The 20,631-nt window shown below is 69.5% G+C and carries 25 protein-coding genes; all 25 read right to left on the bottom strand.

All coding sequences use genetic code 11. The features are described from left to right. Positions 1–409: 409 nt before the first annotated feature. Complete coding sequence (locus ABZ078_RS41680; protein ID WP_356583746.1) at positions 410–2,764, bottom strand: hypothetical protein; 2,355 nt, start codon at positions 2,762–2,764, stop codon at positions 410–412. A gap of 3 nt (positions 2,765–2,767) precedes the next feature. Continuing rightward, positions 2,768–3,115, bottom strand: coding sequence for a helix-turn-helix transcriptional regulator (locus tag ABZ078_RS41675; protein ID WP_356583745.1), 348 nt, complete (start codon positions 3,113–3,115; stop codon positions 2,768–2,770). Further along, entirely contained in the window at positions 3,112–4,164 is a 1,053-nt protein-coding gene (locus ABZ078_RS41670; protein WP_356583744.1) for a site-specific integrase, read from the bottom strand. The genes ABZ078_RS41675 and ABZ078_RS41670 overlap by 4 nt, the downstream gene beginning before the upstream one ends. 269 nt (positions 4,165–4,433) lie before the next feature. Next, positions 4,434–4,787, bottom strand: a complete 354-nt coding sequence (locus ABZ078_RS41665) for a hypothetical protein (protein WP_356583743.1) — start codon at positions 4,785–4,787, stop codon at positions 4,434–4,436. Then, positions 4,784–5,146 (bottom strand): hypothetical protein, encoded by a 363-nt coding sequence (locus tag ABZ078_RS41660; protein WP_033226254.1) that lies wholly within the window; start codon positions 5,144–5,146, stop codon positions 4,784–4,786. The genes ABZ078_RS41665 and ABZ078_RS41660 overlap by 4 nt, the downstream gene beginning before the upstream one ends. Further along, a complete protein-coding gene (locus tag ABZ078_RS41655) occupies positions 5,143–5,592 on the bottom strand; it encodes a hypothetical protein (protein ID WP_030381433.1) in 450 nt (149 codons plus the stop codon). The genes ABZ078_RS41660 and ABZ078_RS41655 overlap by 4 nt, the downstream gene beginning before the upstream one ends. 312 nt (positions 5,593–5,904) lie before the next feature. Further along, a complete protein-coding gene (locus ABZ078_RS41650; RefSeq protein ID WP_356583742.1) occupies positions 5,905–6,591 on the bottom strand; it encodes a hypothetical protein in 687 nt (228 codons plus the stop codon). A 118-nt stretch (positions 6,592–6,709) separates the two neighbouring features. Continuing rightward, positions 6,710–7,318 (bottom strand): hypothetical protein, encoded by a 609-nt coding sequence (locus tag ABZ078_RS41645; RefSeq protein ID WP_356583741.1) that lies wholly within the window; start codon positions 7,316–7,318, stop codon positions 6,710–6,712. Positions 7,319–7,418: 100 nt separating this feature from the next. Beyond that, positions 7,419–8,486, bottom strand: a complete 1,068-nt coding sequence (locus ABZ078_RS41640; protein WP_356583740.1) for a DUF4007 family protein — start codon at positions 8,484–8,486, stop codon at positions 7,419–7,421. A 16-nt stretch (positions 8,487–8,502) separates the two neighbouring features. Then, entirely contained in the window at positions 8,503–8,856 is a 354-nt protein-coding gene (locus tag ABZ078_RS41635) for a hypothetical protein (RefSeq protein ID WP_030819355.1), read from the bottom strand. A gap of 49 nt (positions 8,857–8,905) precedes the next feature. Beyond that, a complete protein-coding gene (locus ABZ078_RS41630) occupies positions 8,906–9,922 on the bottom strand; it encodes an N-6 DNA methylase (protein WP_356583739.1) in 1,017 nt (338 codons plus the stop codon). Positions 9,923–10,063: 141 nt separating this feature from the next. After that, on the bottom strand, positions 10,064–10,429 hold the full coding sequence (locus ABZ078_RS41625) for a hypothetical protein (protein ID WP_030819352.1): 366 nt from the start codon (positions 10,427–10,429) through the stop codon (positions 10,064–10,066). Positions 10,430–10,562: 133 nt separating this feature from the next. After that, on the bottom strand, positions 10,563–10,871 hold the full coding sequence (locus ABZ078_RS41620) for a hypothetical protein (RefSeq protein ID WP_356583738.1): 309 nt from the start codon (positions 10,869–10,871) through the stop codon (positions 10,563–10,565). Positions 10,872–10,945: 74 nt separating this feature from the next. Next, on the bottom strand, positions 10,946–11,407 hold the full coding sequence (locus ABZ078_RS41615; protein WP_356583737.1) for a hypothetical protein: 462 nt from the start codon (positions 11,405–11,407) through the stop codon (positions 10,946–10,948). Positions 11,408–11,624: 217 nt separating this feature from the next. Beyond that, positions 11,625–11,870 (bottom strand): hypothetical protein, encoded by a 246-nt coding sequence (locus tag ABZ078_RS41610; protein ID WP_356583736.1) that lies wholly within the window; start codon positions 11,868–11,870, stop codon positions 11,625–11,627. A gap of 91 nt (positions 11,871–11,961) precedes the next feature. Then, positions 11,962–12,636, bottom strand: coding sequence for a GNAT family N-acetyltransferase (locus ABZ078_RS41605; RefSeq protein ID WP_355272826.1), 675 nt, complete (start codon positions 12,634–12,636; stop codon positions 11,962–11,964). Between the two features lie 173 nt (positions 12,637–12,809). Then, positions 12,810–13,358, bottom strand: coding sequence for a hypothetical protein (locus ABZ078_RS41600; protein ID WP_030819345.1), 549 nt, complete (start codon positions 13,356–13,358; stop codon positions 12,810–12,812). Between the two features lie 129 nt (positions 13,359–13,487). Next, a complete protein-coding gene (locus tag ABZ078_RS41595; protein ID WP_356583735.1) occupies positions 13,488–14,798 on the bottom strand; it encodes a DNA methylase in 1,311 nt (436 codons plus the stop codon). Positions 14,799–14,820: 22 nt separating this feature from the next. After that, a complete protein-coding gene (locus ABZ078_RS41590) occupies positions 14,821–16,182 on the bottom strand; it encodes a hypothetical protein (RefSeq protein WP_356583734.1) in 1,362 nt (453 codons plus the stop codon). 67 nt (positions 16,183–16,249) lie between these two features. After that, entirely contained in the window at positions 16,250–16,708 is a 459-nt protein-coding gene (locus tag ABZ078_RS41585; protein ID WP_033226252.1) for a hypothetical protein, read from the bottom strand. Beyond that, positions 16,705–17,685, bottom strand: coding sequence for a hypothetical protein (locus ABZ078_RS41580; RefSeq protein WP_051718287.1), 981 nt, complete (start codon positions 17,683–17,685; stop codon positions 16,705–16,707). The genes ABZ078_RS41585 and ABZ078_RS41580 overlap by 4 nt, the downstream gene beginning before the upstream one ends. 66 nt (positions 17,686–17,751) lie before the next feature. Further along, entirely contained in the window at positions 17,752–18,357 is a 606-nt protein-coding gene (locus ABZ078_RS41575) for a hypothetical protein (protein WP_356583733.1), read from the bottom strand. Continuing rightward, positions 18,354–18,704: a hypothetical protein gene (locus tag ABZ078_RS41570; protein WP_356583732.1), complete on the bottom strand. Its 351-nt coding sequence runs from the start codon at positions 18,702–18,704 to the stop codon at positions 18,354–18,356. Before ABZ078_RS41570 ends, ABZ078_RS41575 begins: the two co-directional genes overlap by 4 nt. 184 nt (positions 18,705–18,888) lie before the next feature. Further along, complete coding sequence (locus tag ABZ078_RS41565) at positions 18,889–19,638, bottom strand: hypothetical protein (RefSeq protein WP_356583731.1); 750 nt, start codon at positions 19,636–19,638, stop codon at positions 18,889–18,891. Between the two features lie 47 nt (positions 19,639–19,685). Continuing rightward, on the bottom strand, positions 19,686–20,210 hold the full coding sequence (locus ABZ078_RS41560) for a hypothetical protein (RefSeq protein ID WP_356583730.1): 525 nt from the start codon (positions 20,208–20,210) through the stop codon (positions 19,686–19,688). Between the last annotated feature and the right edge of the window lie 421 nt (positions 20,211–20,631).

The following is a 20,631-nucleotide window of genomic DNA, read 5'->3' as shown; positions in this document are numbered from 1 at the left end:
CGAACAGCCTCATCAGCTTCAGCGGATCGGCACTCTCGAATGCCTCGTTGAGGATCCGGTCTTGACGCAGGCCGTCCAAGGTCACGCCCTTGGGCAGCACCCCGCGGAGCGTGCCCATGCTGATGGCCGGCCGGCCGGTCGGGGTCGGGAGCGGTCTTCTGCTGACCAGTAGATGAGAGTTCGCGCAGGCCGACCAGTGATGGTGGCGGTAGACCAGCCATTCTGCGACCTGCCGGTGCGTAAACTCCTCCAAGCAGAGGGTGTGCCGCAGCAGACCGCGGCGGATTTCAAACGTGCCGCGGGCGAAGGCGCGGGGGTTCCAGGATTCCTGGACATCAGGTCGTAGGAACTCGTACGCGACTACTGAATCCTGAGCCCCCTGTGTATGGGTTGGTGGCTGCCGCTCGCCTCATCGAGGTAGCTTCGCGGTGCGTTCGGGGTGGGCAGCGGTGATGTACCGCATTGCGGTGTGAGAGGAGATGCCGAACAGGCGCATCAGGTGAAGAGGGTCGTCGACCTCGAATGCCTCGTCGCGGATCCGGTCCTGCCGCAGCGTCGGCATCGTGAGTCCGGTGGGCCGGAAGATGGCGGTGAACGTCGTACCGATGGGCGAGTGAGTGGTGTCTACCGCGGTCCATCGGTTGATCAGCAGATGCGGGTTGGTCGTCACCGGCCAGCGGCGGTGACGTTCACGGATCCACGCGGAGGCGCAGCGATAGGTGAGTTTATCCAGGTAAATGATGTGCCGTTTGCCGGGACGCCGAACGATGAGCCGCTCACGGGACAGGTCGAGGTCGGTGAGCAGCAGCCAGCGGATTTCGGTGCCGCTGAGCGCATGGACGCAGACCAGCACCATCACGAAGCGTTGGAAGTCGTTCTGCGCATGGCTGAGGACGTCGGCCAGCCGGTCCGAGGGCACGGAAGGCGGGATCTTGTTGATCCCGGCGAAGACGAGGCCGCGGGTGGGATCGCGGAAGATCACACCCTCTTGCCGAAGGGCTCGGAAGACATTCCGCAGGACGATGTGGATCGAGCGGGCCGGCGTCCCCTTGCGGGTGGCGATGGCCCTCTTGACGTCGTCGCGTGTGATCTCGCGGAGGCTCTCGAGGCCGTCCGCGAGCCACCCCTTGAGGATCGGGTCCAGGACATGCCAGTAGCGGACGATGCTCCGGTAGGTGCGGCCTGTGTGCTCCCACTTGCCCTCTCCACGCACGGCCTTGATCCAGACTGAGAGTTCCTGTGCGATCGTCTCGGGCAGTACGGCGAGCTCGGCCTCCAATCGCTTCTGATGCGCGTCCCGGCGGAACTCGGCATCCGGGATCAGCAGCCCTCGGGTTTCAAGGAACTGTGTGACCCGCCGTCCGCTGAACTTCAGGGGACGGTTGTCGACGAGCGCCCGGATGTCGGTCTCCAGCAGCGGGGCATCGGCGCCGAGCCAGGACACCAAGACGGTCAGCGTATGTCGGGTCTTGGTGGCGGGGACCTTGGACCACATCTCCTGCTTCATCACGCTGTCGAGGTCGGCGAGCAGCCGCTTGGCCGAGTCCGTGCGCGTAGGCAGATCCTGCCGCGCCAACTCGGCCACCGGGCGCCAGTCTCGCCGGAGCTCGAACAGCCTCTCCTGCCCAGGGGCCGCCAAGTGCTCGGAGACAGGGCGGCGCGGGGTAGGCGGGGCCACGTCCGAGTGACGCAGGCTCGTGGGTGCCGGGACCGGTGAACCGAGCCACAGCTGCGTTCCGAACCGGGCGATGCCCCCAGGGCCGTAGTTGGCTACGTGCCAGCGGCATCCGCGGCAGTGTCCGCCGGCGAGCGGCAGGTCGACACGGTGGCAGCGGCCGCACGCTCCCGTGGAGACTGCGAGGTTGCCTCTCTTCCGGAAGGCGAAGGAGGCGCAGGGCTCACAGGTGACCTTCGTCTTCGCAGTGAACCAGCAACCGCACTGCTGGCAGGACCTCGGTGTCATCGTCCGGGGCGGCCAGAGACGGCGCGTAGTCCGCGACGTCCGTGGCCGCAGGGGGCGGTCAGGTTCGCGGGGCTCTGGCAAGAGCCTGAGCATCTCCGCTCGCAGAAGGACCGCCCGGACGGACCGGCCGTAGTTGGGGATGTCGTCGAGGACCAGCTCGTCGACGAAGTCGTCGCCGTCGGCGTCGCGCACGGCGAGCGCGAGGCGCAGCATCTCGTGCAGCTTGCGCTGCATGGGCTTGCTGATGCCGGTCTCCGCCGCGAACGCCGCGGTGTGCTCGACGACGTCGCGGTAGCCGGCGAGCGGTCTTTGCAGAATGCGCCGGCAGACATCGATGGACAGCATCCGGCGGACCGGGAAGAGCGGCAGTTGCCCCGGGACAGTGGGTGGGAGGACGGCAGGGTCGTCCCGCGTCGGGGCCGCGGCCGCGCGTATGTGTTCCACCCAGTGCAGCCGCTCGCGCTGATCGACGCCGGTGCGGCCGGTGCGCCTGCCGTACTTCTTCAGGGGTTGGGCGTGGGTGGGGGCGAGGCCGTAGTAGAGGAACATCAGCTGGCGGCTTCGTGGGCCGGCTCCCTTAGGATCGGTGACCCACGCGGCGTCGGCATCGAGCCGGACAGCGTGCAGACATGCCCGGCACAGACGATCGGAGTTGAGGTATCCCGTGTGACGGCAGCGCAGACATATGCCCTGCTCGGGATGCTTCTTCCGCCATTCCGTGCACCCCTGGCACACGGTCAGCCCGAGCGCCCCCCAGCCCTTGCAGTCCGGGCACTGAGCGGGATGAGATCTTGCCCGCATCTGTCAGTTCGGCGGCAGTGAGCGACGGCTGCCCTGCCGCCGGGGCGTCGGCCGTACGGGACCCTCGCCGGAGCCGCCGGAGCCTTCAGCACCCACGGCCTTCGGCAGTGCTTCGCTCTCTCCGGTAGTGGCCCCCAAGGGTTCGGCCTGGAGCAGATCGCCGACGGTGCAGTTCAGCACCGCACAGATCTTGTCCAGGTCATCGAGCCGCACCGTGACCGGTGTACCGCTCCACATCGCAGCGACCTTGCTCAGCGACGGCGTGAACCCGACCGTCTTGAACGCCTCCAGCAACTCGGTGGGACGCCACAGGTCCCGCTGAGCGGCCACCATCCTCAGATTCCACTTCACCGAAGGTTCCCCTTGTCCATCACCAGGCGCTGGGCCGCCCGCGAGCTCGCTGCAACATTGGCATGCTCGGGGTCGGCCTGTGCAGTCGCCATGTACCGAAGAGTCGTGGTGGCCCAGTGGTGGCCCAAAATGCGCTGGACCTCCCACAACGTCATGCCTCGCTCATAGTTATGGGTCGCGCATGCGTGCCGAAGAAGGTGCGGGAAGAGGTCGGTGACCGGGCCGGTGAGGTAGCTCGCGGCCGCCGCGTGGAGCTGGCGGCGGAATGTCGACGGTGTGATCGCCGGCGCGATCGGCAGGTTCAGCGCCGCTATCGCCTTGGGCTTCCGCTCGGACGGCCACAGAGGCGCTGACGGGTGATCGGCATCGTCGCCGAACTCCGCTCGGACCTCCTCTATGTACCACCAGAGCAACTCGCGCCCCTCGCGGAACATGTATGCCTCGCGGGGCCGTGGCCCCGAGCCGCGAGCGCCCTTGCCCTGGACGACGAACCGGCCCCACTGGCCGTGTTCCCAGTGGACGTCGCCGATCGTCACTGGGCATAGCTCGGCAGCCCGGACACCGGAGATGTATCCGATCTTCGTCATGACGTAGTCGCGGCAGGCCACGGCGTACTTCCGGGCGTACGGCAACTGCTCCCGCCAGCGTGCGAAGAACTCCTTCATCGCTGTCTGCGAGGGCGGGATCCGCAGCCCGAAGTCCCCACGGTGCACTGGCCTGTTGAACGGGTCGACCGGTGACTCCACCGCTGCCCCGAACCGCATCATGATCTCGTGGGCGTAGCGCTGTTCGAGGAAGGCGAAGAACGCGTCGATGTGGTTGAGCTTCTGCCGGTGCGTGTTGTGTGCGCGCTTCCCCGGCCCGGCGAAGTACTTGTCGACCTCGCGCGGGGTCAGATGCCACGGCACGGTGCCGTAGAAGTCGCAGACCTCGATGACCGGCTTGATCAGTTGGTCGATCGTCGACGGGGCGAGTCCGGCCGAGTCCCGGGCCCACTGGTACTCGGTGAGCGCGTCGACGAAGAAGCTCTCCTCGTCCTGGGCGGACATCCGGGCTTGGCGGCGCCGTTGAAGAGTGACGACATCTGCCAAACCGGTCTCGGTCGGACCTGAGCCCTCCTCCGCGGCATGTGGCGGCGGCACGAGAGTGAGGGTGCGACCTTTGGAATCTGACACAGACACAGAGATTACTGGAGTCTCAGCGAACTTATACCAGTTACTTGCAAATTCCTGGAGATCGAGAAACGAGAGCTGCGTGCGCAGCTGACCTGCTGACGAGCACCTTCACCGCTCTCGAAAGCCCTCGGGGAACCTGCACGTCATCCACTAACGACGACGATCCGGAACCTGCCCGCGCCCTCGGCGCGGGCCCGCTGCCAGCCGTCCTCAGTCAGAGCACCGCCCCAGACGTCCAGCGCGTCCCGCGTTGCCTCCTGTCCACGAAGGACGTCGCGGCTCTGATCCAGGCCGACGTAGCCGATGTCGGCAAGGGACGCCAGGGTCCGCAGGTTGACGGACTTGGGCAGCAGCCCGATCGGGTCCCTGGCCCCGGCGAGGAGGGCGCGGCGCTGGGCGGGGGTGATGCGGGGAGTGAAGGCTCCGGCCGTACGCGGCCGGTCCGGGGCGCCGGGCGACGTGGCCGTGGCGCTGTTGCCGGGGTGGTCGGTGGTCATCGTGTTCCTCGTGATGGGGTCGGCGCCAGCTGGGGGTCGGACCAGCGGGCGGGCAGGGTGGTGTCGCCGTCTTCCTCGCGGCGCTGGTCTTCCAGGTCGGCGGCGCGGACGCGGCTGCGGTGCCACTGCTCGGCGGTGTGTCCGCTCGGCCGGCGGCACCTTTGTCGGGGCGTGGCTTTGCATGTGGGGCAGGTGAGGGATGCCGGGCAGGTGTCGCCGATGTCCTCGCCGTCGCAGAAGGCGCAGGGCGGGGCTGTGGCCGGCAGTACGCGCCCGGCGACGTCGACGAGGAGACCGGCCGCGCGCCAGGCGCGTTCCTCGGCTCTCGTCGACGGCGGCCCGAAGCTCTGGCGGTTCACGCTCCGCCTGTCTCGGCTGCCGGGTCCGCGCGGACGAAGGACTCGCCCTCGGGCCAGATCGCGATGATCTTGTGGTGGGACAGGAACTCCTTGGCGACCGGGCCCGGCTCGGCGGTGAATAGCAGTGCGCGGCGGGCCGGGGAGAAGAGCCGCGCGCAGTCGCTGATCACGCCGTACGCGGCGATGAGCGCGGGGTAGTGCGATCGGTGACAGGCCATCACCACCTCTCCGGCAGTCGCGTCGAAGAGGTCGGTGGACGCCAGGACGGGATCCGTGACGACGCGGTGCCGCAGGACACGGTGTCCCTTGGCCGTCAGGTGGAAGAGGTAGGCGGTCAGGACCGCGTTCTCGGAGCGGTCGGCCTCCTCGTCGTTGGCTCGGCCGGGCTGGGGGCGGGCCGGATCGGAAGGGGCCAGGTAGGCGACGTGCGGACTGTCGGTGGTCATGGTGTGGGCGCTTCCGGAGTCGGGTGATACGGCGGCGGGGCGACGGCGCGGCGCAGCGTCTGAAAAGAGAGGGTCAGCTGGGCGGCAGGGCGGTGGTGGGGTGCATCCGTCGCGGTGCTGAGGCGAGGGCATCCCGGCGCGGGCTGCGGGTGAAACCTGAACTGGCTCAGGCCATCGCGGTGGGGACCTGGCTTTGAGGGACGAGCGCTAGCCCGGTGAACACCTGCGGGTGAGGGGCGGGGGCAGCCGCGACGGTGCGTGTCCGGCCTGCCTCAGGGCGGGTTGAGGGCAGGTCGCAGCCGTCAGCTTCGCTCACCCACCGCTCGGCGGCAGCGGTGCCGCCCGGTCGAGCTTCGAGTACCGCTGGCTGACCTCGCGCGCCGAGTACGTGACCGGACGCCGGTCCTTCTCGTGGACCGTGACGACGATTCCGTCCGGAGACTCATCGAGCCCATCGACCCAGACGTACTGAAAGTACCCGCCAGCGGCGCTGTAGTGCATGAGGCGGTCCCCAGGGCCGACGGGGGCCTGGACTGTGCCGCCGGTGTACCGCTTGTAGGGCACGAGGACCTGCGGGACCCCTTCCGGAACGGCCAGGGCGCGATCAGTCAGCATGTCGGTTACGTGCTCTCTGATCAGCGCGTACAGGGTCTGGGGCGGCGGGTTCTCTGTCGCGAGTGCCACGAAGGCCAGTCGGAGCCCTTCGTCGTCTTGGGCGGGCGGGCATCCGCGGGTGTCGGCGAGGGCGAGGACGTCTTCGGCGTACCGCTGGGCGACTCTTCCGCGGTGCAGCTGCGTGCTGGCGGGGGAGTTCACGGCGACGCAAGCAGGACAGGACAGGGGAGCGTCGGTGACGCGCGCCGGGTCGAGCTTCTCGTAGGGGTGGACGACGGAGTACCGGCCCGCGTTGCAGGCCACGTCAATCATGAAGCCGGTGTGGCTGTTGAGCAGGCCCTCGTGGACGGCGCCGTCGTGGCCGATGAGGTTCTTGTGGTCCATCTTCTCGACCGCCCCAGGGGCGGTGTCCTCGCCTTCGGTCTGTACGTCGGTGGTTGGCTGGACGACTTGTGGTCCGGCGGCACGGGCGCGGTTGGACCCCGCGCCCGTGCCGTCCGGCTCATTCGCTCAGGTAGAAGGTCACGCCGCGGCAGACGAAGCGGACCGGGCCCGTCGCGTTGATGGCCAGCTGGTACGCCTCCTCCTCGGAGACCGAGCCCGGCTCCGTCACGATCTCGTCGAACCGGGTCTGGCCCTGGAGGTAGCGGATCAGGTGGTACTTGGCCTCCGGCCCGTCGAGCGGGATCGTCAACCCGCGCGGGGGGTGGTAGTCGGTCAGGCCGCGCCCGATCCATCCGGCCGAGAGCCGGACCGGCGCGGGGAAGGGAACGCGGTGCGCGAGGTGCCGGGCGACGGCCTCGTGGGCGCGCTGGTCCCACATTCCGTTCCAGACGTCGCTCGCGTTCTGGGCCTCCTCGTCGTACGCGGCCAGAGCCCGGCGCATGTTGAGGTACTCGTTGCCCTCGCGGAAGTGCCGGGACGTGGCCCAGTTGCCGTCCGCGTCGAAGCCGTCGTCCAACGACTGCCCGTCGTGCTGGCGGCCGACCATCCAGTGACCGGTGGACTCCTCCACGCCGAGCCACACGCCCTCGAAGGAGCCGCGCCACGCGCGTCGCGCCTGGTGTACGACGGTCCATCCCTGGTGCTGTCCACCGGTCTTGATGCGCATGCGTGTCTCCTGGGCCTGTCTCGTCGGTAGGGGAAGACGCGGGGGTGCTCAAGCCCGGAGGCGAGCACCACCAACAAGGATCACAGTACACATGGAAAACCTAATAGGCAACATGAGTGCTGGGTTCGCCGAGCCCGGGATCCCGCCTCGGCGAGCGGAAGTCGGGAGTCAGTCCGTCAGGGCCGGGATGGGGCACTCCCCATCTCCCAGCATGGCTGGTGGTCGGCCGTAGGGAGGGGTAGGCGTCGGCGAGGACGTCCTCGGCGAGCAGTGCGGGCGGGCATGAGTAGACGAGTGTCTCCTGGCCGTCGCCGGACTCCACGACGGCCAGACCCCCATGCTGGCCGGCGATCTGGTGCAGGGCGCGGCGGAGGTCGGCGGTGCTGGTGAGAAGGAGCCGGCCGGGCCCGAGGGGATCGGAGGCGAGCCGAGCCAGGGTGACGGAGCCGACCTCCGGGCCGGCGGTCCGGGCTGCGAAGTCCAGGCTCGCGTACACCTGAACGGGCGCGGGACAGTGTCGGCCGGCCGTTCGGCGGAGCACGACGAGGTGGCTGCGGTCGGCCCTGCGGTCGGCGGGCGGTTCTGGGTCGAGCAGGTGGAGGGTGCGGAACGGGTTAGAGAGCTCGTCCTCGATGTTCGCGGCAGAGCGGTCGCCGGGCGCATACATGCTCACCAGGCAGGCGATGTCCGAGGCGAGCACCGACGAAGCCGGGCTCCTGAGGCCGGCCGCTTCAGCGGCGGCCGCCAGGCGCCCCTGCGTCTCTGCGCGGCTGGACCGGCTGAGCGGGGAGTACCCGAAGAGGTACCGCCAGGTGGGCACATGGCACGGCCGGGCGCTCACCAGCCACCAGTGCAGCAGCCACAGGCTGGCATCGAGCTCGAGGTAGGGGTCGGCGCCGGTCTCGTCGTGCAGGAGCCAGTGGGCGCGGTCCGTGGGCACCAGCCCCTGGCTGTTGCGGACGGCGAGTCCGAAGGCCTGGGACCAGAAGGCCATGGACGGGACCATGCTCTTGCCGACGCCGAGCACGACGGTCGCGTCGGGGCGGCGCAGGGCGGTGGGGTCCTGGAGCAGGGCGTCGTAGACCTTGCGGAGCCACCCGTAGCGGGGTGGGTAGCCGCGGTGCCGGCCGAAGGCCGGCAGGCAGTCGGACAGGGGGGCGGGGCTCAACACGGGGGTCCTTTGCTCAGTCGAGGGGGAGAGGGCTCCGGTCGGAGAGGGTGAGCCGGGCGACCAGACGTGCGAGGGAGTGCGCCCAGCTGGCTGATGCGCCGCCGATGAGGAACTCCTCGCTCCAGGCGGGTTCGTCGCCGATGAGCGGCCGGCTCGTCAGCCGGACCTCCCTCGGGCCGACTGCGGCGGGGGAGAGCTCGAGCTCGTAGGACCGGGCCTCGGTGTCGATGTGCCAGGACAGCAGACCCTCGGCGTCGGTGCATCCGCAGGCGAGCACGTACACATAGGTACGGCTGGGCGCTGGCAGGACGGTGCGCAGCGCCTGGGCTACGGCCTGGCTCTCGCGGTGGTCGTGGGCTTGGCCCATGGTCTCTCCTTCGGGCTCGGCCCACGAGGTCGCGGGCCGGGTGGGGCGGCTAGTTGGTGGCCATGAGGGCGTCGAGCAGGCGGTCGGTCGTGCGTGTGGCGATCGCGAAGCGGATCAGATCCATGACGTCGTCGCGGTGGCGGGCCATGTCGCGCGCCCGGGCGAGGGTGTCCTCGGCGAGGTTGGGCTGTGCGAGGACATCTCCGCATCCGACGAACGCGCGGGGGCCCAGTCCCCAGACCAGGGCGTTGACGGCGGCTCCGGCGGCGGCCAGGGGATCGAGTTCGAGCATGACCCAGCCGCGCTCTGCCGGGTCCTCGCCGGCGCGGCGCAGGTCCTGCGCGGCGGAGCGGAAGAGCCCTCCTGTTCCGGCGGTCGGCTCGAGCGCCCATTCGCCGCGTCGGTGGGGTCGCCTTTCTGTGCTGCCCTCGTCGGCCAGCACGGTGGCGATCAGATTGCTGATGTCGGGCGGGGTGTGGTACTCGCCGAGGCTGCGCCGGGAGTGGTGGTGGCGCAGGCTCGTGATGACCCAGGACATGAGGTCGATCCGGGACCGCTCGGCGGGGTCGGTGTCTCCGGTGTGCTGGAGGACTCCGTGGCGCAGCGCGGCACGGGCCACGGCGCGTACGCCCGCGAGGTGGGTGTCGTGCAGGTCCTCCCTGGTCCAGTCGAACAGCGGGCGGGCGGTGGCCCACAGGTCGGGGCGAAGGCGGTAGTAGTAGTCGGCGCTGTCGGCCAGGCCACGGACCAGGACGCGCGGGGGCTGTGCGGCGATGTACGCGGCGATTGTGTCGGCGGCCTCGGCGCCGGGGGACTTCTGGGGCCACAGAGCGAGGGCGGCGACGACCCCTGCGGGGATGTCGAGCCGGCTGCCGCCGGCGGCGTGCCAGGCCTCGGCGACCGCTTCGCCGAGGACGGAGCCGGGGCTACGGCTGACGGTGATCGGGGGGCAGTTGGTCGTACCGGCGTGCCGGGCGCAACTCGGATCGGTACAGTCCCCTTCCCTGTGGGTGATCACCTGATCGATGGCCTTGGTCACGATGGTGGCGGTGGAATCAGCGGGCATGAGGGTTCCAGGGCATGGGTGGGGTGTTGTGGTCGGGAACAGGGAGTCGGGACCGGTGCCGCGGGTGGGAAGGCGCCGTCTGCGGCACCGGGCCTGCACGTTGTGGTGATGAGTGCCGTACGAGCGGCGCAGCCGTCTCGCTCAGAGAATTCCGCGGCGGGCAAGGTCGGGTTCGCACAGGGAGCAGGTCCCGCACGGCGTGTGCTCGGTGCATCCCACCTGCGGGAGAGCGTCGGCCTTGGCGCCCTCGCGATGGACGAACTTGGGCCACTCGCGCTCGTACAGGAACTCGCCGCCCCACTCCCGGGACTGGAAGCCGGCGATACGCGAAGCGTGGTTGGTCGCGTCGGGCTGGGCGACCCACGTGGTGGTGCGGTCCGGGAGGGTGTGTTCCCACACGTACCCGTACACGGTGGTGCGGTCGGTCTTGCTCACCACGAGGAACCCGCGGGTGTAGTCGTTGTGGGCCGGCTGGAAGTCGATGTGCTGGGCGAGGCCGGGCAGCATGATCACATCTCCGGGTGAAGCGGGTTGGGGGTTGGGCTACGGGGGACCTGCCTACGCCCGGGTCCTGCCGCCTGCGGCGTGCAGGACCGCGTAGGTCTGGGCGGAACGCACCCGGGCGCGGCGGTCAGGGAGATCAGGTGCTGTGCAGTGCGGCGGATGCGGCGGTGTACTCCGCGCACGCGGGCATGGAGTCGCGCAAATCGGGACCGCGCAGCCCGCGGCTCCCGCACGGCCGACGCCCGCACTTGAGCCGCTCGCGACCGTCAGCGAGCCGCTTCAGCACCGTGTGGCCGCAACTTCCGCAGACGGCGGGCGGGTTGTCGAGATCGGCGCCGAGGAGCGGCGCCCCGGTCGCCGGGTGCACACCGCGGTCGAGGTACATCCGTATGGAGCCGCGGGGAGGGTATTCGGCTTCCGGAGTGCGGATCACGGCCCTGGTCATGATGCTGGTCCCTTTCTGGCGGAATCGTTCGTAGGGCGGCGGCACCGTGGGTGACGGCGCCGGGCGGCGTCCGGCTACTTGGCCTTGCGCTGGTCGACCCGGTGGGCCTGCGCAGCCACGCGCATGACCTCGTCGAAGTCGAAGCCGAGGTTCTGGGCGTAGGCGCGCAGATCGTTGAGCAGGACGTGCAGCGCCTTCGAGAAGGTGGGGTAGGGGTCGTCTGCCATGTGCACTCGAAGGGCGGCAGCAGCGTCGCTGGCGTGCACGTATACGTCGAAGAGGTGGTCCTCGGCGGCCGAGTCATCCGTGTTGTGGATCGGCTCGACGGAGGGCGCGAGGTTCGGCATGGCGGCCAGGGGGCGTTCGTCCAGTCGCGCCCTCGCGTCGCCGTCGAGGCAGCGTTCGACGTCGGTGCGCATGTGACTGGCCAGGTGCATCAAGTCGGTGGTGATGTCCACCAGGGTCAGCCAGACATCGGCCCAGCCCCGCCGGTAGGCGAGAAGCGCGGCGTCAACCTCATGGACGACAGCAAGCATGGGAGGGCTCCTGAGGAGAAGGGGGGCGGCGTGGCGCGGGCTTGAAGGTTCGCCAGCAATGCAAGCAATCTACATACTGAAACAAGAATAAGCAACATTCAGGATGCTCGAGAGTACCCACGCCCCCGGATGGTGGGCCGGGGTGCTCACACACTCACCCGGACCACCATTCGGAGTCTCAGGTGCGCGGCGCAACGGCCGCGGCACCGGGCTCCCGCTACTCGCCCGCGCCGGCAGCATCCCTGCGCGCTTGCCGCTCCTGGGGCTGTCGCCGGGGCATCGTCCCGGCGAAGACCAGGAGCGCCGCCAGCGCCACCCCGACCGCAACGATCCCGCCGACGAGGCTGTCGGGCTCTATCACCCACACGCTGACCAGGGCGACCGCCGCACTCGGCGCGCCCCAGCGAAGCGACCACCGGGCCCAGGGGCGCGGCACGGGGCCCTGTCTCTCAGCAACTGGCATCGGATTCTCCTTGGTTGTGGATGCAGATCCGTACCTGCATTCGTACGCATGCTCTAGCCGGGATGAACGTTTCAGCCTGGCCTTCGGCAGTTCAGGGCCACAGCCGCTCACCGTCGAAGTAGGTACCTCGGGGCAAGCTCGTGTTGGGGAGAATGCCCGAGACGACCGGAGAGGAAAGACCGGGGACATCGACGAGTGCGGTGTACCGGTCCAGAGCCCGGGCGGCCACTCGCGTGTCGCCCCACTGCTGCTGTACCGGGTTCAGAGGACCGAGGGACACGTTCAGGTCGTCCATGATCGTGAAGCCCAAGCCCTGGTAGTAGCTTTCCAGCTCAGGGAAGCAGTTGAGGGTCAGCAGTCCGTAGCCGGCGCGCGTGAAACGGCGCACCGAGTGCCGGACAAGTTCGGCTCCGATGCCGCGCCCGCGCTGCTGGGGCAGCACGGCCACTGCCGTGATGGTCGCGATTCGTTCCGCCAGGCGGTGTGCCAGGACGGGATCGACACCGATGTGGCTGAAGAGCCAGAGCGGGACGCCTCCGATGAGGACGCCGAGGATCTCGCCTGCATCGCTTAGTGCGACGACCATCAGGTTCCGGAAGTGCGAGAGGGGTCCCTCCTGCGGCAAAGACAGGTTCGGCCGGACGTCCTCGAAGGCGTCGGGATCGCCGGGGTTCACGTCGGCGAGGAGTCGCATAACGGCGTCCGCGTCGGTGGGCGCCACGTCGCGGAGCGTGATGCCGGGCAGACGGGTACGGGTGGTGCCCATGATGGCTCCTGGGTGTATGAGACGCGGTGCGTCGCCTTTGGGATGGCGGAAGGGAAGAGCTGTGGAGGGGTTCCAGCGGCGGCCTTGGCCAGGCTGGATTGCGTTCGGGCTTGGGACCGGGCCGACCGGAGTTGAGACAACTGTCGGGCGGCCCGGTGTCCTGTGCTGAGGCGTCAGTAGATGTGGCGGCCGTCGGGCACTGTCCGGCCGATCAGGCGCCAGGGCGGACCGTCATTCAGCACGCCCATCGGGCACTGATCGGGTCGGTGCGTCGCCAGGTCGGCCTCGATAGCCGTGTACCAGTGCTGCGCGAGCGGGCACCGCGTCCCGCGTGCGCACGCGGGACGTTCCGCTGCGAACACGTGGTACACGTCCGATGTAGCGGGGAGAGAGAGACGGAACCTGGCCGAGAAGCGCTTACCCTTGGCCGACTGGCTCCGACCCCATGTCCAGAACCCGTAGACGAACTGGGTCTGGCCGTCGCGGTCGAGCCGCCAGCGCAATATAGAGCCGTCGTAACGCGGGTCGTCGGGGGACGATTCGTCAGCGCCCGCGGGCACGGCTCCGGTCATGTCGAGGACGGTCTGGCTGGTCCCGACGAACGCCTGAGGCACGGCCAGCACCCAGTGGCCAGTGGACCTTACCTGCCACCGGTACGGCCTCCGCCGCATGTACTGCGTTCCCGCCTTGCGGCGCTTTATGAGCGGTTTGTTCCGCTTCATCTGTATCAGTCCCCGGATGCGCTGAGACGGCGCGACGCCTGGAGCGGCGCTCGTCAAGTGGTTTGGCGAGGCGGGGCGTTGGCCCGACCTGAGAATGACAGTACACATTGAAACGAGAGTACGCAACATCTAGGCGGTGTCGCCTCCGTCGCGCCGCGCGAGGTCCGCACCCGCTTGGAACCGGTCCCAGGCCAGCCGGCTGTCGACCGCTTCCTCGATCGCTCTCCAGACCAGCCCTTGCGCGGGGTCCTCTGGAATGTGCGGCTCCCCGCGGTTGCCCCGGACCACCGTGACCGTGTCGCCGACCGGCGGACGGGCTCGGTGAACGAGGATGCAGGTGGGCGTCCCGTGACCGGGGATGTAGGCCCCGGAGGTGTCGATGATCCAGCGCGCGTCGAAGCGGGGAAGGAACTCGGTGACGTACCGCCTGCCGAACTCCCGCTTCATGAACGAGTTCGCGGTCAGCTGCGCCACGAAGCCGTCCGGGACGGCCAGGTGCTCGAGCATCAGCGCGGTAAAGGGCAGAGCCAGTGAGTATTTGCCGGCCGCAACCTGCGGGTACGCGGCGCGGACCTGGTCGCGGACGACGGGGTCCTTCGGGGTGATGTAAGGCGGGTTGGCTACGCACGCGTGGTACGTGCCAGCGGCCAGCAGGGGCTCGGTGCGGTCCAGCAGGGAGTCGGCGGCGGTCACGTTGACGGGCCACGACGCCGGGACGCGGTCCAGGCTCACGCCGAGGACGGACGCCGAGCTGGCCAGAAGGCGGTAGGCGGTCAGCGCCACGGCGTACGCGTCGAGGTCCACGCCCGTCACCGCTGCCAGAGCACGCTCGACTGCCTGCGGCCCGTGCCCAACCGGGGCGGGCCGGCGGCCGCGGACTGGCGGAACGCGGGTCATGTGGAACGCGGCGACGGCGATGTGCCCGGTCCCGCAGGCGGGGTCGATCATCCGGACGTTGGCCGGCCCCCACTCCTCCATGGCAGGCTCCAGCGACAGACGCAGCAGGAGTCGGGCGACCCAAGGCGGCGTCTGGCACAGGGCCCGCCCCTTGCGGGCCTCCTCGGACAGCAGCTGGTAGGTGTCGCCGAGGGCGTAGCCGTCCACGCGGTGCTCGTCTTCGAGGGCGGGGTGCCGATCCCAGAACTCCTCGATGGCGGCCCAGGCGGTGGCGCCGAGCGGCTGCTCCCACAGCGGCAGTACGGCCGGATCGGCGAGCGGGGCCAGGGAGGGGTGGCAGTCGGCGAGGCTCTCCAGGGACTTGAGCAGGCCGTCCGGGCCCGCCGGGCGGTCGTCGGTCGGGGCCAGGCCGTGGTCATGAGCGTGCCGGACGAGGGCCGCAGCATGGGTCCAGAGGGTCGCCGTGCGCTGCTCGCCAGTGTCGCGCCCGACCGTGGCGGTGACCTTGTCGTAGGCGGCGGGGGGCAGGGTGCGCGTGGTCATCTCTCCTCGCAGGGGCGGTGGTCTACTGGCCGGCGGTCATCGCGGCCCACACTTTGGCGAAGCCGTCGCGGGCCTTGTCCTGCACGCCAGCCGGGGCGGTCACGTAGAAGTCCTCGACCGTGCCGTAGACCTTGGGGTCCGGGCGGACGCGAGTGCGGACGCGGTCGATGCCGACGCCGTGGGCCTTCGTGGAGTGCTCAACCGGTCGGTTGAGGGCCGTGGCGGCGTTGTGCAGGAAGGTGCCGACTTCGGCGCGGCTGCCGGTGCGGACGGTTTTCACCGACCGGTAGACGGTGCCCTTGAAGCTGCTGTCGCGGCACTCCGGCTTGGCGCAGCGGTTGCCGTGTGCGGTCTTGCACTCGGGTCGACGGCCAGCGGTGTAGGCGCGCTGCAACCGGTAGACCGCCCACGGCTCCTCGTCCAGCCGAGCGTTGAACCGACCGATCGCCTCGGTGTTCTGGTCGTCGGTGACCCGCCTGAACAGGGTGTCGTCCTTGTAGAGGGACATGTTGTCGTTCAGGGCCATCGACAGGTACTCCAGACGCAGCACGCGCGCCGCGAGGCCGGGGTACTTCCGCAGCCGCTTCAGGTGATCCAGCTGAGGTGAGCACACCCCAGAAAACGGGCATACCGGACAGTATGACTTGACCATGTCAATCCCGAGGCGGTTCTTCACGTAGCCCTGCACGTCCTGACGAGACCAGCCGAGCCTGAGCAGCGGGTAGTCCAGGGCGAAGGTCTCGTAGCCCGCCGTCTGGTTGCGCTCGGCCTGGAACTTGTTGGCCTTGACCGCGCGCTTGTGCTCGTCGGCGTTGTAACCGAAGAGCTTGCCGACGGTCTGCCCGCCCGACCGCTTGAGCTGGAGGCGGTCGATCGGGAAGGCCTTGTGCTTCTGGCTGCATACGTGACCGCCGGCGTACTGGGGGACCGTGCCGTTCTCCTCCAGCTCGTCCATGAGCGTCCACGGGCCCTTGCCGAACACCTTGCCGGGGTTCGTGGTGTCGGAGAGAACCTCGACGCCTGCCGAGTCGTGACGCCCGGCCCGCGCGACCTGCGTGTACCGGATGCCCTTACTCCGGAGCAGCGGGAGAACGTGGCTCTCGACGTCGGCGATCGTGTCGGGAAACTCGAACCCGGTCATCGCCGTCACGATCGAGAAGTCGGAGAAGTCCTCGGCGATCCCGAAGGCGGTTGGATCGTCGATGATCGCCAGGACCAGGGCCGTCGAGTCGACGCCGAGACCGAAGTTCAGCGACTTGTGCTTCGTCGCGCGGAAGGATTGCAGAGCCTCCGCGGAGGCAACCTCGGCCGGAGCCGCCCCGCCGGGCGACGTTGTGAGGCTGGCCTCGTCGAGGTCGGGATCGAACAGGGTGAGGGAAGTCATGGGCGCGTACCTGCGGAGACCAGGGCGGGTGCGGCGAGGAGGCCGCACCCACCGGGGGAGCGGGGGATCAGGGCTGGGGTTTCGAGGCGCGTGCGGCCTCGACGCCCGCCGGGGTGAGGAAAGGCCGGTGCTTCGGGCCAGTGCGGCCGTCGTCGCCGTCGGTGGGCTGCGGGGTGCCGGTGGCGTCCCGGTACTCGACGAGGGCGAGGCGGGCGAGGGCGGCGGCGGTGGGCCAGCTGACGTTCCGCAGCGCGCCGTCCTCGTCAGCGGAATCGATGGCCGCCAACTGCGATTCGTTCAGGATCGCCCGCCGCCCGGCGCCGGTGATGACGTACGGTCCGACGCCGTGCGCCTGCGCCGTCTCCGCTGGCAGCCGGTAGCCGTCGGCGTCGTTGCGGTAGACCAGGCCGTCGTCCAGGTAGGCCTGGAGCGTTGCACGGCTGCCGTGTGACGTGAGGTGCCCCTGAGGGTGAGCGCACGCGGCCCGGAGGTGCTTGGGTGCCGGCGGATAGGTCTTGACGGTCATCGCGGTCCCTCCAGCGTGAGAGTCGGCGCCGGGAGTGCGGCTGCCTGCGAATCGATCGCCACCGCCTTGGCCTTGCGTCCGCAGCCGGGGCGTGCGCACCGTTCCGTCGCCCGCGGGTTGGGCCACCGGCACCTCGGGCAGCTCCACATCAGCCCCGCCGAGACCGCCAGCGAGTAGACCACCGCTTCCTGCTCCGGGTCGGCCGCGTCCAGGAGCTGCTCCAGCACAGGGGGGTGCGGGGCGTGGTGGTTGCTGTCGTCGAAGACGACGGTGTCGTCGACGACGACGCGCAGCGGCACGGTCCCGTCCGGCCGGACGACGTGCTCGGGGTCGGCGCTGTCGGTGTGGACCGAGACCCGCACGACGCCGTCCTTGGCGTCCAGGTAGCCGAAGACGAGTACGCCAGCCACCTCGCTGCACGACGGTCCGTCGTCGTCGGCGGCGTAGAAGACCGCGCGGCGGTTGAGGGCCTCGGCTGTCACGTCGTCGGGAAAGTGGAAGTTCAGGGGTACTGTCCGCGAGCGCTGCTGCCGTCTGATCTCGTCGGGATACAGCTCGTAGCCCTGATCGGGCACCGCGTCGCCGTCGGGGCCGTAGTAGAGGTCGATGGCCTCAGCGTCGTCGGCCGGAGGCTCTTCCGGCACGTCGCCCTGGCCGCCTACGTTGTCCCAGCTGCTGCGCACGTGCGCGGCGAGCTCCGCGAGCGCGGCGCCCTTCGTGGCGTACGGCTCCGTGGTGTCTTCGTGGCGGGTCCAGATGCGCAGCATCCAGACCTGCTCGCCCGGGCGGGGCCCCAGGAGTGCGGAGGAGGCCGGGGACCGGCGGCCGGCGGCTTCGGCGACGATCTCGGCGTGAACGCGCTGGGCGAGCTCACGGTAGTGCGGCGGCAGTTCAGCCGCGGACGGTGAGTGGGCCAGGGTGCCGGCGATGCGCACCAGGCTTTCGATGTCGGAGGGGCGGAAGCGCTCAGCAAGCATGGTCATCCTCGTTGGTGCAGCGCCCGGCGGGCATGGGCGGGCCCGCCGGGCATGGAAGGGGGAGGGCTACGCGCCCAGTTCCAGGAGCGCTGTGATCAGGGCAAGGCCGCGCTCGCGCTCGGGGGAGATCCGCACGCGGCGGATGCGCTTGGGGTCGGAAGGAAGCTGGATGCCCACGGCGGTGCTGTGGGCGTCTCGGCGCAGCTCGTACTGGTCTGCTGAGAGCATCCAGGCGTCCCAGTCGTCGGCCTTGCGCCCGGCCCGCACCTGGGATTCCGCTGTGGGGGCCGTCGCTGGGCAGGAACAGGCCGGGTCGTCGCACGGGCGGCCCGCCGGGTGCTGGGCGATGACGCCGCCCGGCCGGTAGGTGGCGCTGGTGCCGTTGAGCATCGGGCACGCCAGCTCCGAATACATCAGGCACGGCGGGTGGAGTCCCGGTTCCGGCGCGTGCCCGACGCTCACGTCCATTGGACGGACCAGCACGTAGAACCACCGCCCGAGAGGGCCTTCGCAGATCTGGCACAGGCCGAACTCGAACGCCCGGGCCCGCTTGCCCGGGTCGAGCCCGCCGAAGACCGGCAGTCCGTTGTGCTCGAACGAGACGTACGGGACCACCAGACCCCCGTGGGTGGGGCGGTGCGCGCACGTTGCGGGGATCGCCGGGGCGCTCACTGGGAACCACCACCGGAGAGCTCCCAAGAGGGGCGGGCGAGCTCGACCAGGAAGGTGTAGGCGGCGGCGCTGGCTTGGAGCACACGCACGACGGGGAGCTGCCGGTACCGGCTGAGGAACTCGCCGATGGTCAGTGCGGTGTGGTGCGAGCTGTCGGGGTAGGTGCCGTGATCGAGGGGGACCAGGCGGTCGCCCTGGTGCTGCGGCCAGGTGTACGCCGCGAGGAGCATGGCCTGGTCCCAGTTGTTGGGGTTGGCGCGGACCTTGATGAGCTCGGCGCCCGGCACCAGTTCTCTGAGGGCGTCGAGGGGCGGCGTCCGGCGCGGGTGGGGGCTGCTCAGACCCATGGCGGTCTCCCAGTACGAGGCGGGCGATTCAGCGGCCCGGGGCGGTGAGATGAGGCTGCGGGATTCGTCGCGCAGCTGTGCAGTGGCCTGGCCGCCGCCCTCATGGCGCCGGCGAGGACCGACGTACGGGCTGTGAGGGATGAACGGCTGATCAACCAGACAGCACCACACTACACATTGAAAACTAAATACGCAACATGAGGGGATGGGGTGCCCTTCCATTTCGTTCGGACACGGTGAACCTGGCTGACAGCAGCGCCGCGCAGAGCGCCCGGATTCCGCCCCGCTCCCACATCTCCTGAGACTCGGGCAGCGAGGCCGGCCACCACTGCACCCACACTTCTCCGTTCACCACGTCGACGGCGACTCCGTAACCGTCGTTCTTGCTCCAGTCGGCCATGCGTACGTGCGGGCGCAGCGTCTCAACTGCACTTTCGTAGAGGCGGATCGCCTCCTCTTTGGCGCTCCGCGCTGCCTGCCGCAGAGCATTCGCCTCCGCTGCGGACACCGGTCGGTAGACGGTGCTGGTCTCCTCGTCCTCGGCGAGGAGAACCAGTGCTCCGCCCTGCGCCGCGAGCACGCGGTCACGGCCGGCCCCGGTGATCAGCTCAAGCAGTTGCTCCGCTGAGACGGTTGTGGCGGGTCCGCTCTCGGGAACGGTGGTAGCTCGGTAGTGCCCGTGCCGCACAAGGTCTATGGCGTGTTTGACGTCCAGCATGGCGCGGGCCAGCTCGGTGGCGCCGGGCTGCCCGTTCGCGGCGTAGCGGGTCAGCCGCTGCTGGACTCGGGTCGCTTCGCGCTCGTCGGGCTCGTCGAACTGGCTACGGACCACCTCCCGTACGGCAAGATCGATCACTTGCGCCAGGTACCCGGCCCTGAAGGACCTGCGGCGGAGCAGGCGAAGTGCCAGCTGCTTGGGCGAGTTGGTGCGCACGGCGGCTGAATCCTCGGACACGAAGGGAGTCCTCCTCGATTCGCCGGTCACGAGCCGGACTGGTGGATATACGCGGTCCACGCCTCGTACTCGGCGGCGGTGAGAACCGGGGGCGGGTCGATGGGGGCGCGCCCGAAGCACTGGTCACAGGCGTGTGCGTTCAGTTCGGCGCCGGTGGCGTCAGTGCCACGGCCCGACAAGACGGTGCCGCAGATGGGAAGGTCCGCTGAGAACCGGTCAAGTCGCAGGTGCAGGTCCTGGCCGTGGAGGACCGGCCGGACAACAACGGACTCCAGTTCGGGCGCGGGGCCGAAGTGCCCCGCCAGGAACCGTACGACAAGGGCGTGAGCTGCCTGGGCCCGCTCGTCCAGGGTTCGGGTGTCGGCCGGCAACAACTCGACGACCCGCAGGGATTCCTGCATCTCTGCGGTCAGGCGGTCGATGAGGGCCCAGCCCTCGGCGAGGAACTGCGGGGCGTCGCCGCGAGGGTCGTCGCTGCGCTTGCCGACCCAGATCCACGACAGGGGCACGAACGCGGCGAGCTTGCTGAGCAGCTCGTAGCAGCGGCTCACGGCCCACGTGGTGTAGGTGCCGCATGGGCTATGACGGCAAGAGCCGGCCGGGGCCTGGCAGGCGCGCAGTTCGAAGCGGAAGCCGAGCTCGGTCGCGTCGCTCCGAAGAATGCCGAGCTCAGCGACACCGTCGTTTCGCCGAGTCCGCGACCACCAGGCCGGATCGCCGTCCAGCAGTGGGCCGGGTTCGGTGCTGGACCCGAGCCCCTGCTGCTCCGATGAGCGGGCAGAGGCCAGAGTTCGGTGAGCAGAGACGACGCGGGCGCCGTCGATCACGAGGTAGTTCATCAGGATCTCTCCGGTCCGGCCGGGCGCGTCAGCGCCCCGCCCGCGAGCAGGAACGCCGGGAGGGTGGGACCCGGCAACGAGATAGGAAGTGCGGGGGGGAGGGGAAGAGTGTGGGAAACAAGATGTAGTTATA

The sequence above is a fragment of the Streptomyces sp. NPDC006385 genome, assembly GCF_040612485.1.
Classification (GTDB): Bacteria; Actinomycetota; Actinomycetes; order Streptomycetales; family Streptomycetaceae; genus Streptomyces.
The sequence above is the reverse complement of the archived record's forward strand: the minus strand, read 5'-3'. Positions and strand labels throughout refer to the sequence as shown.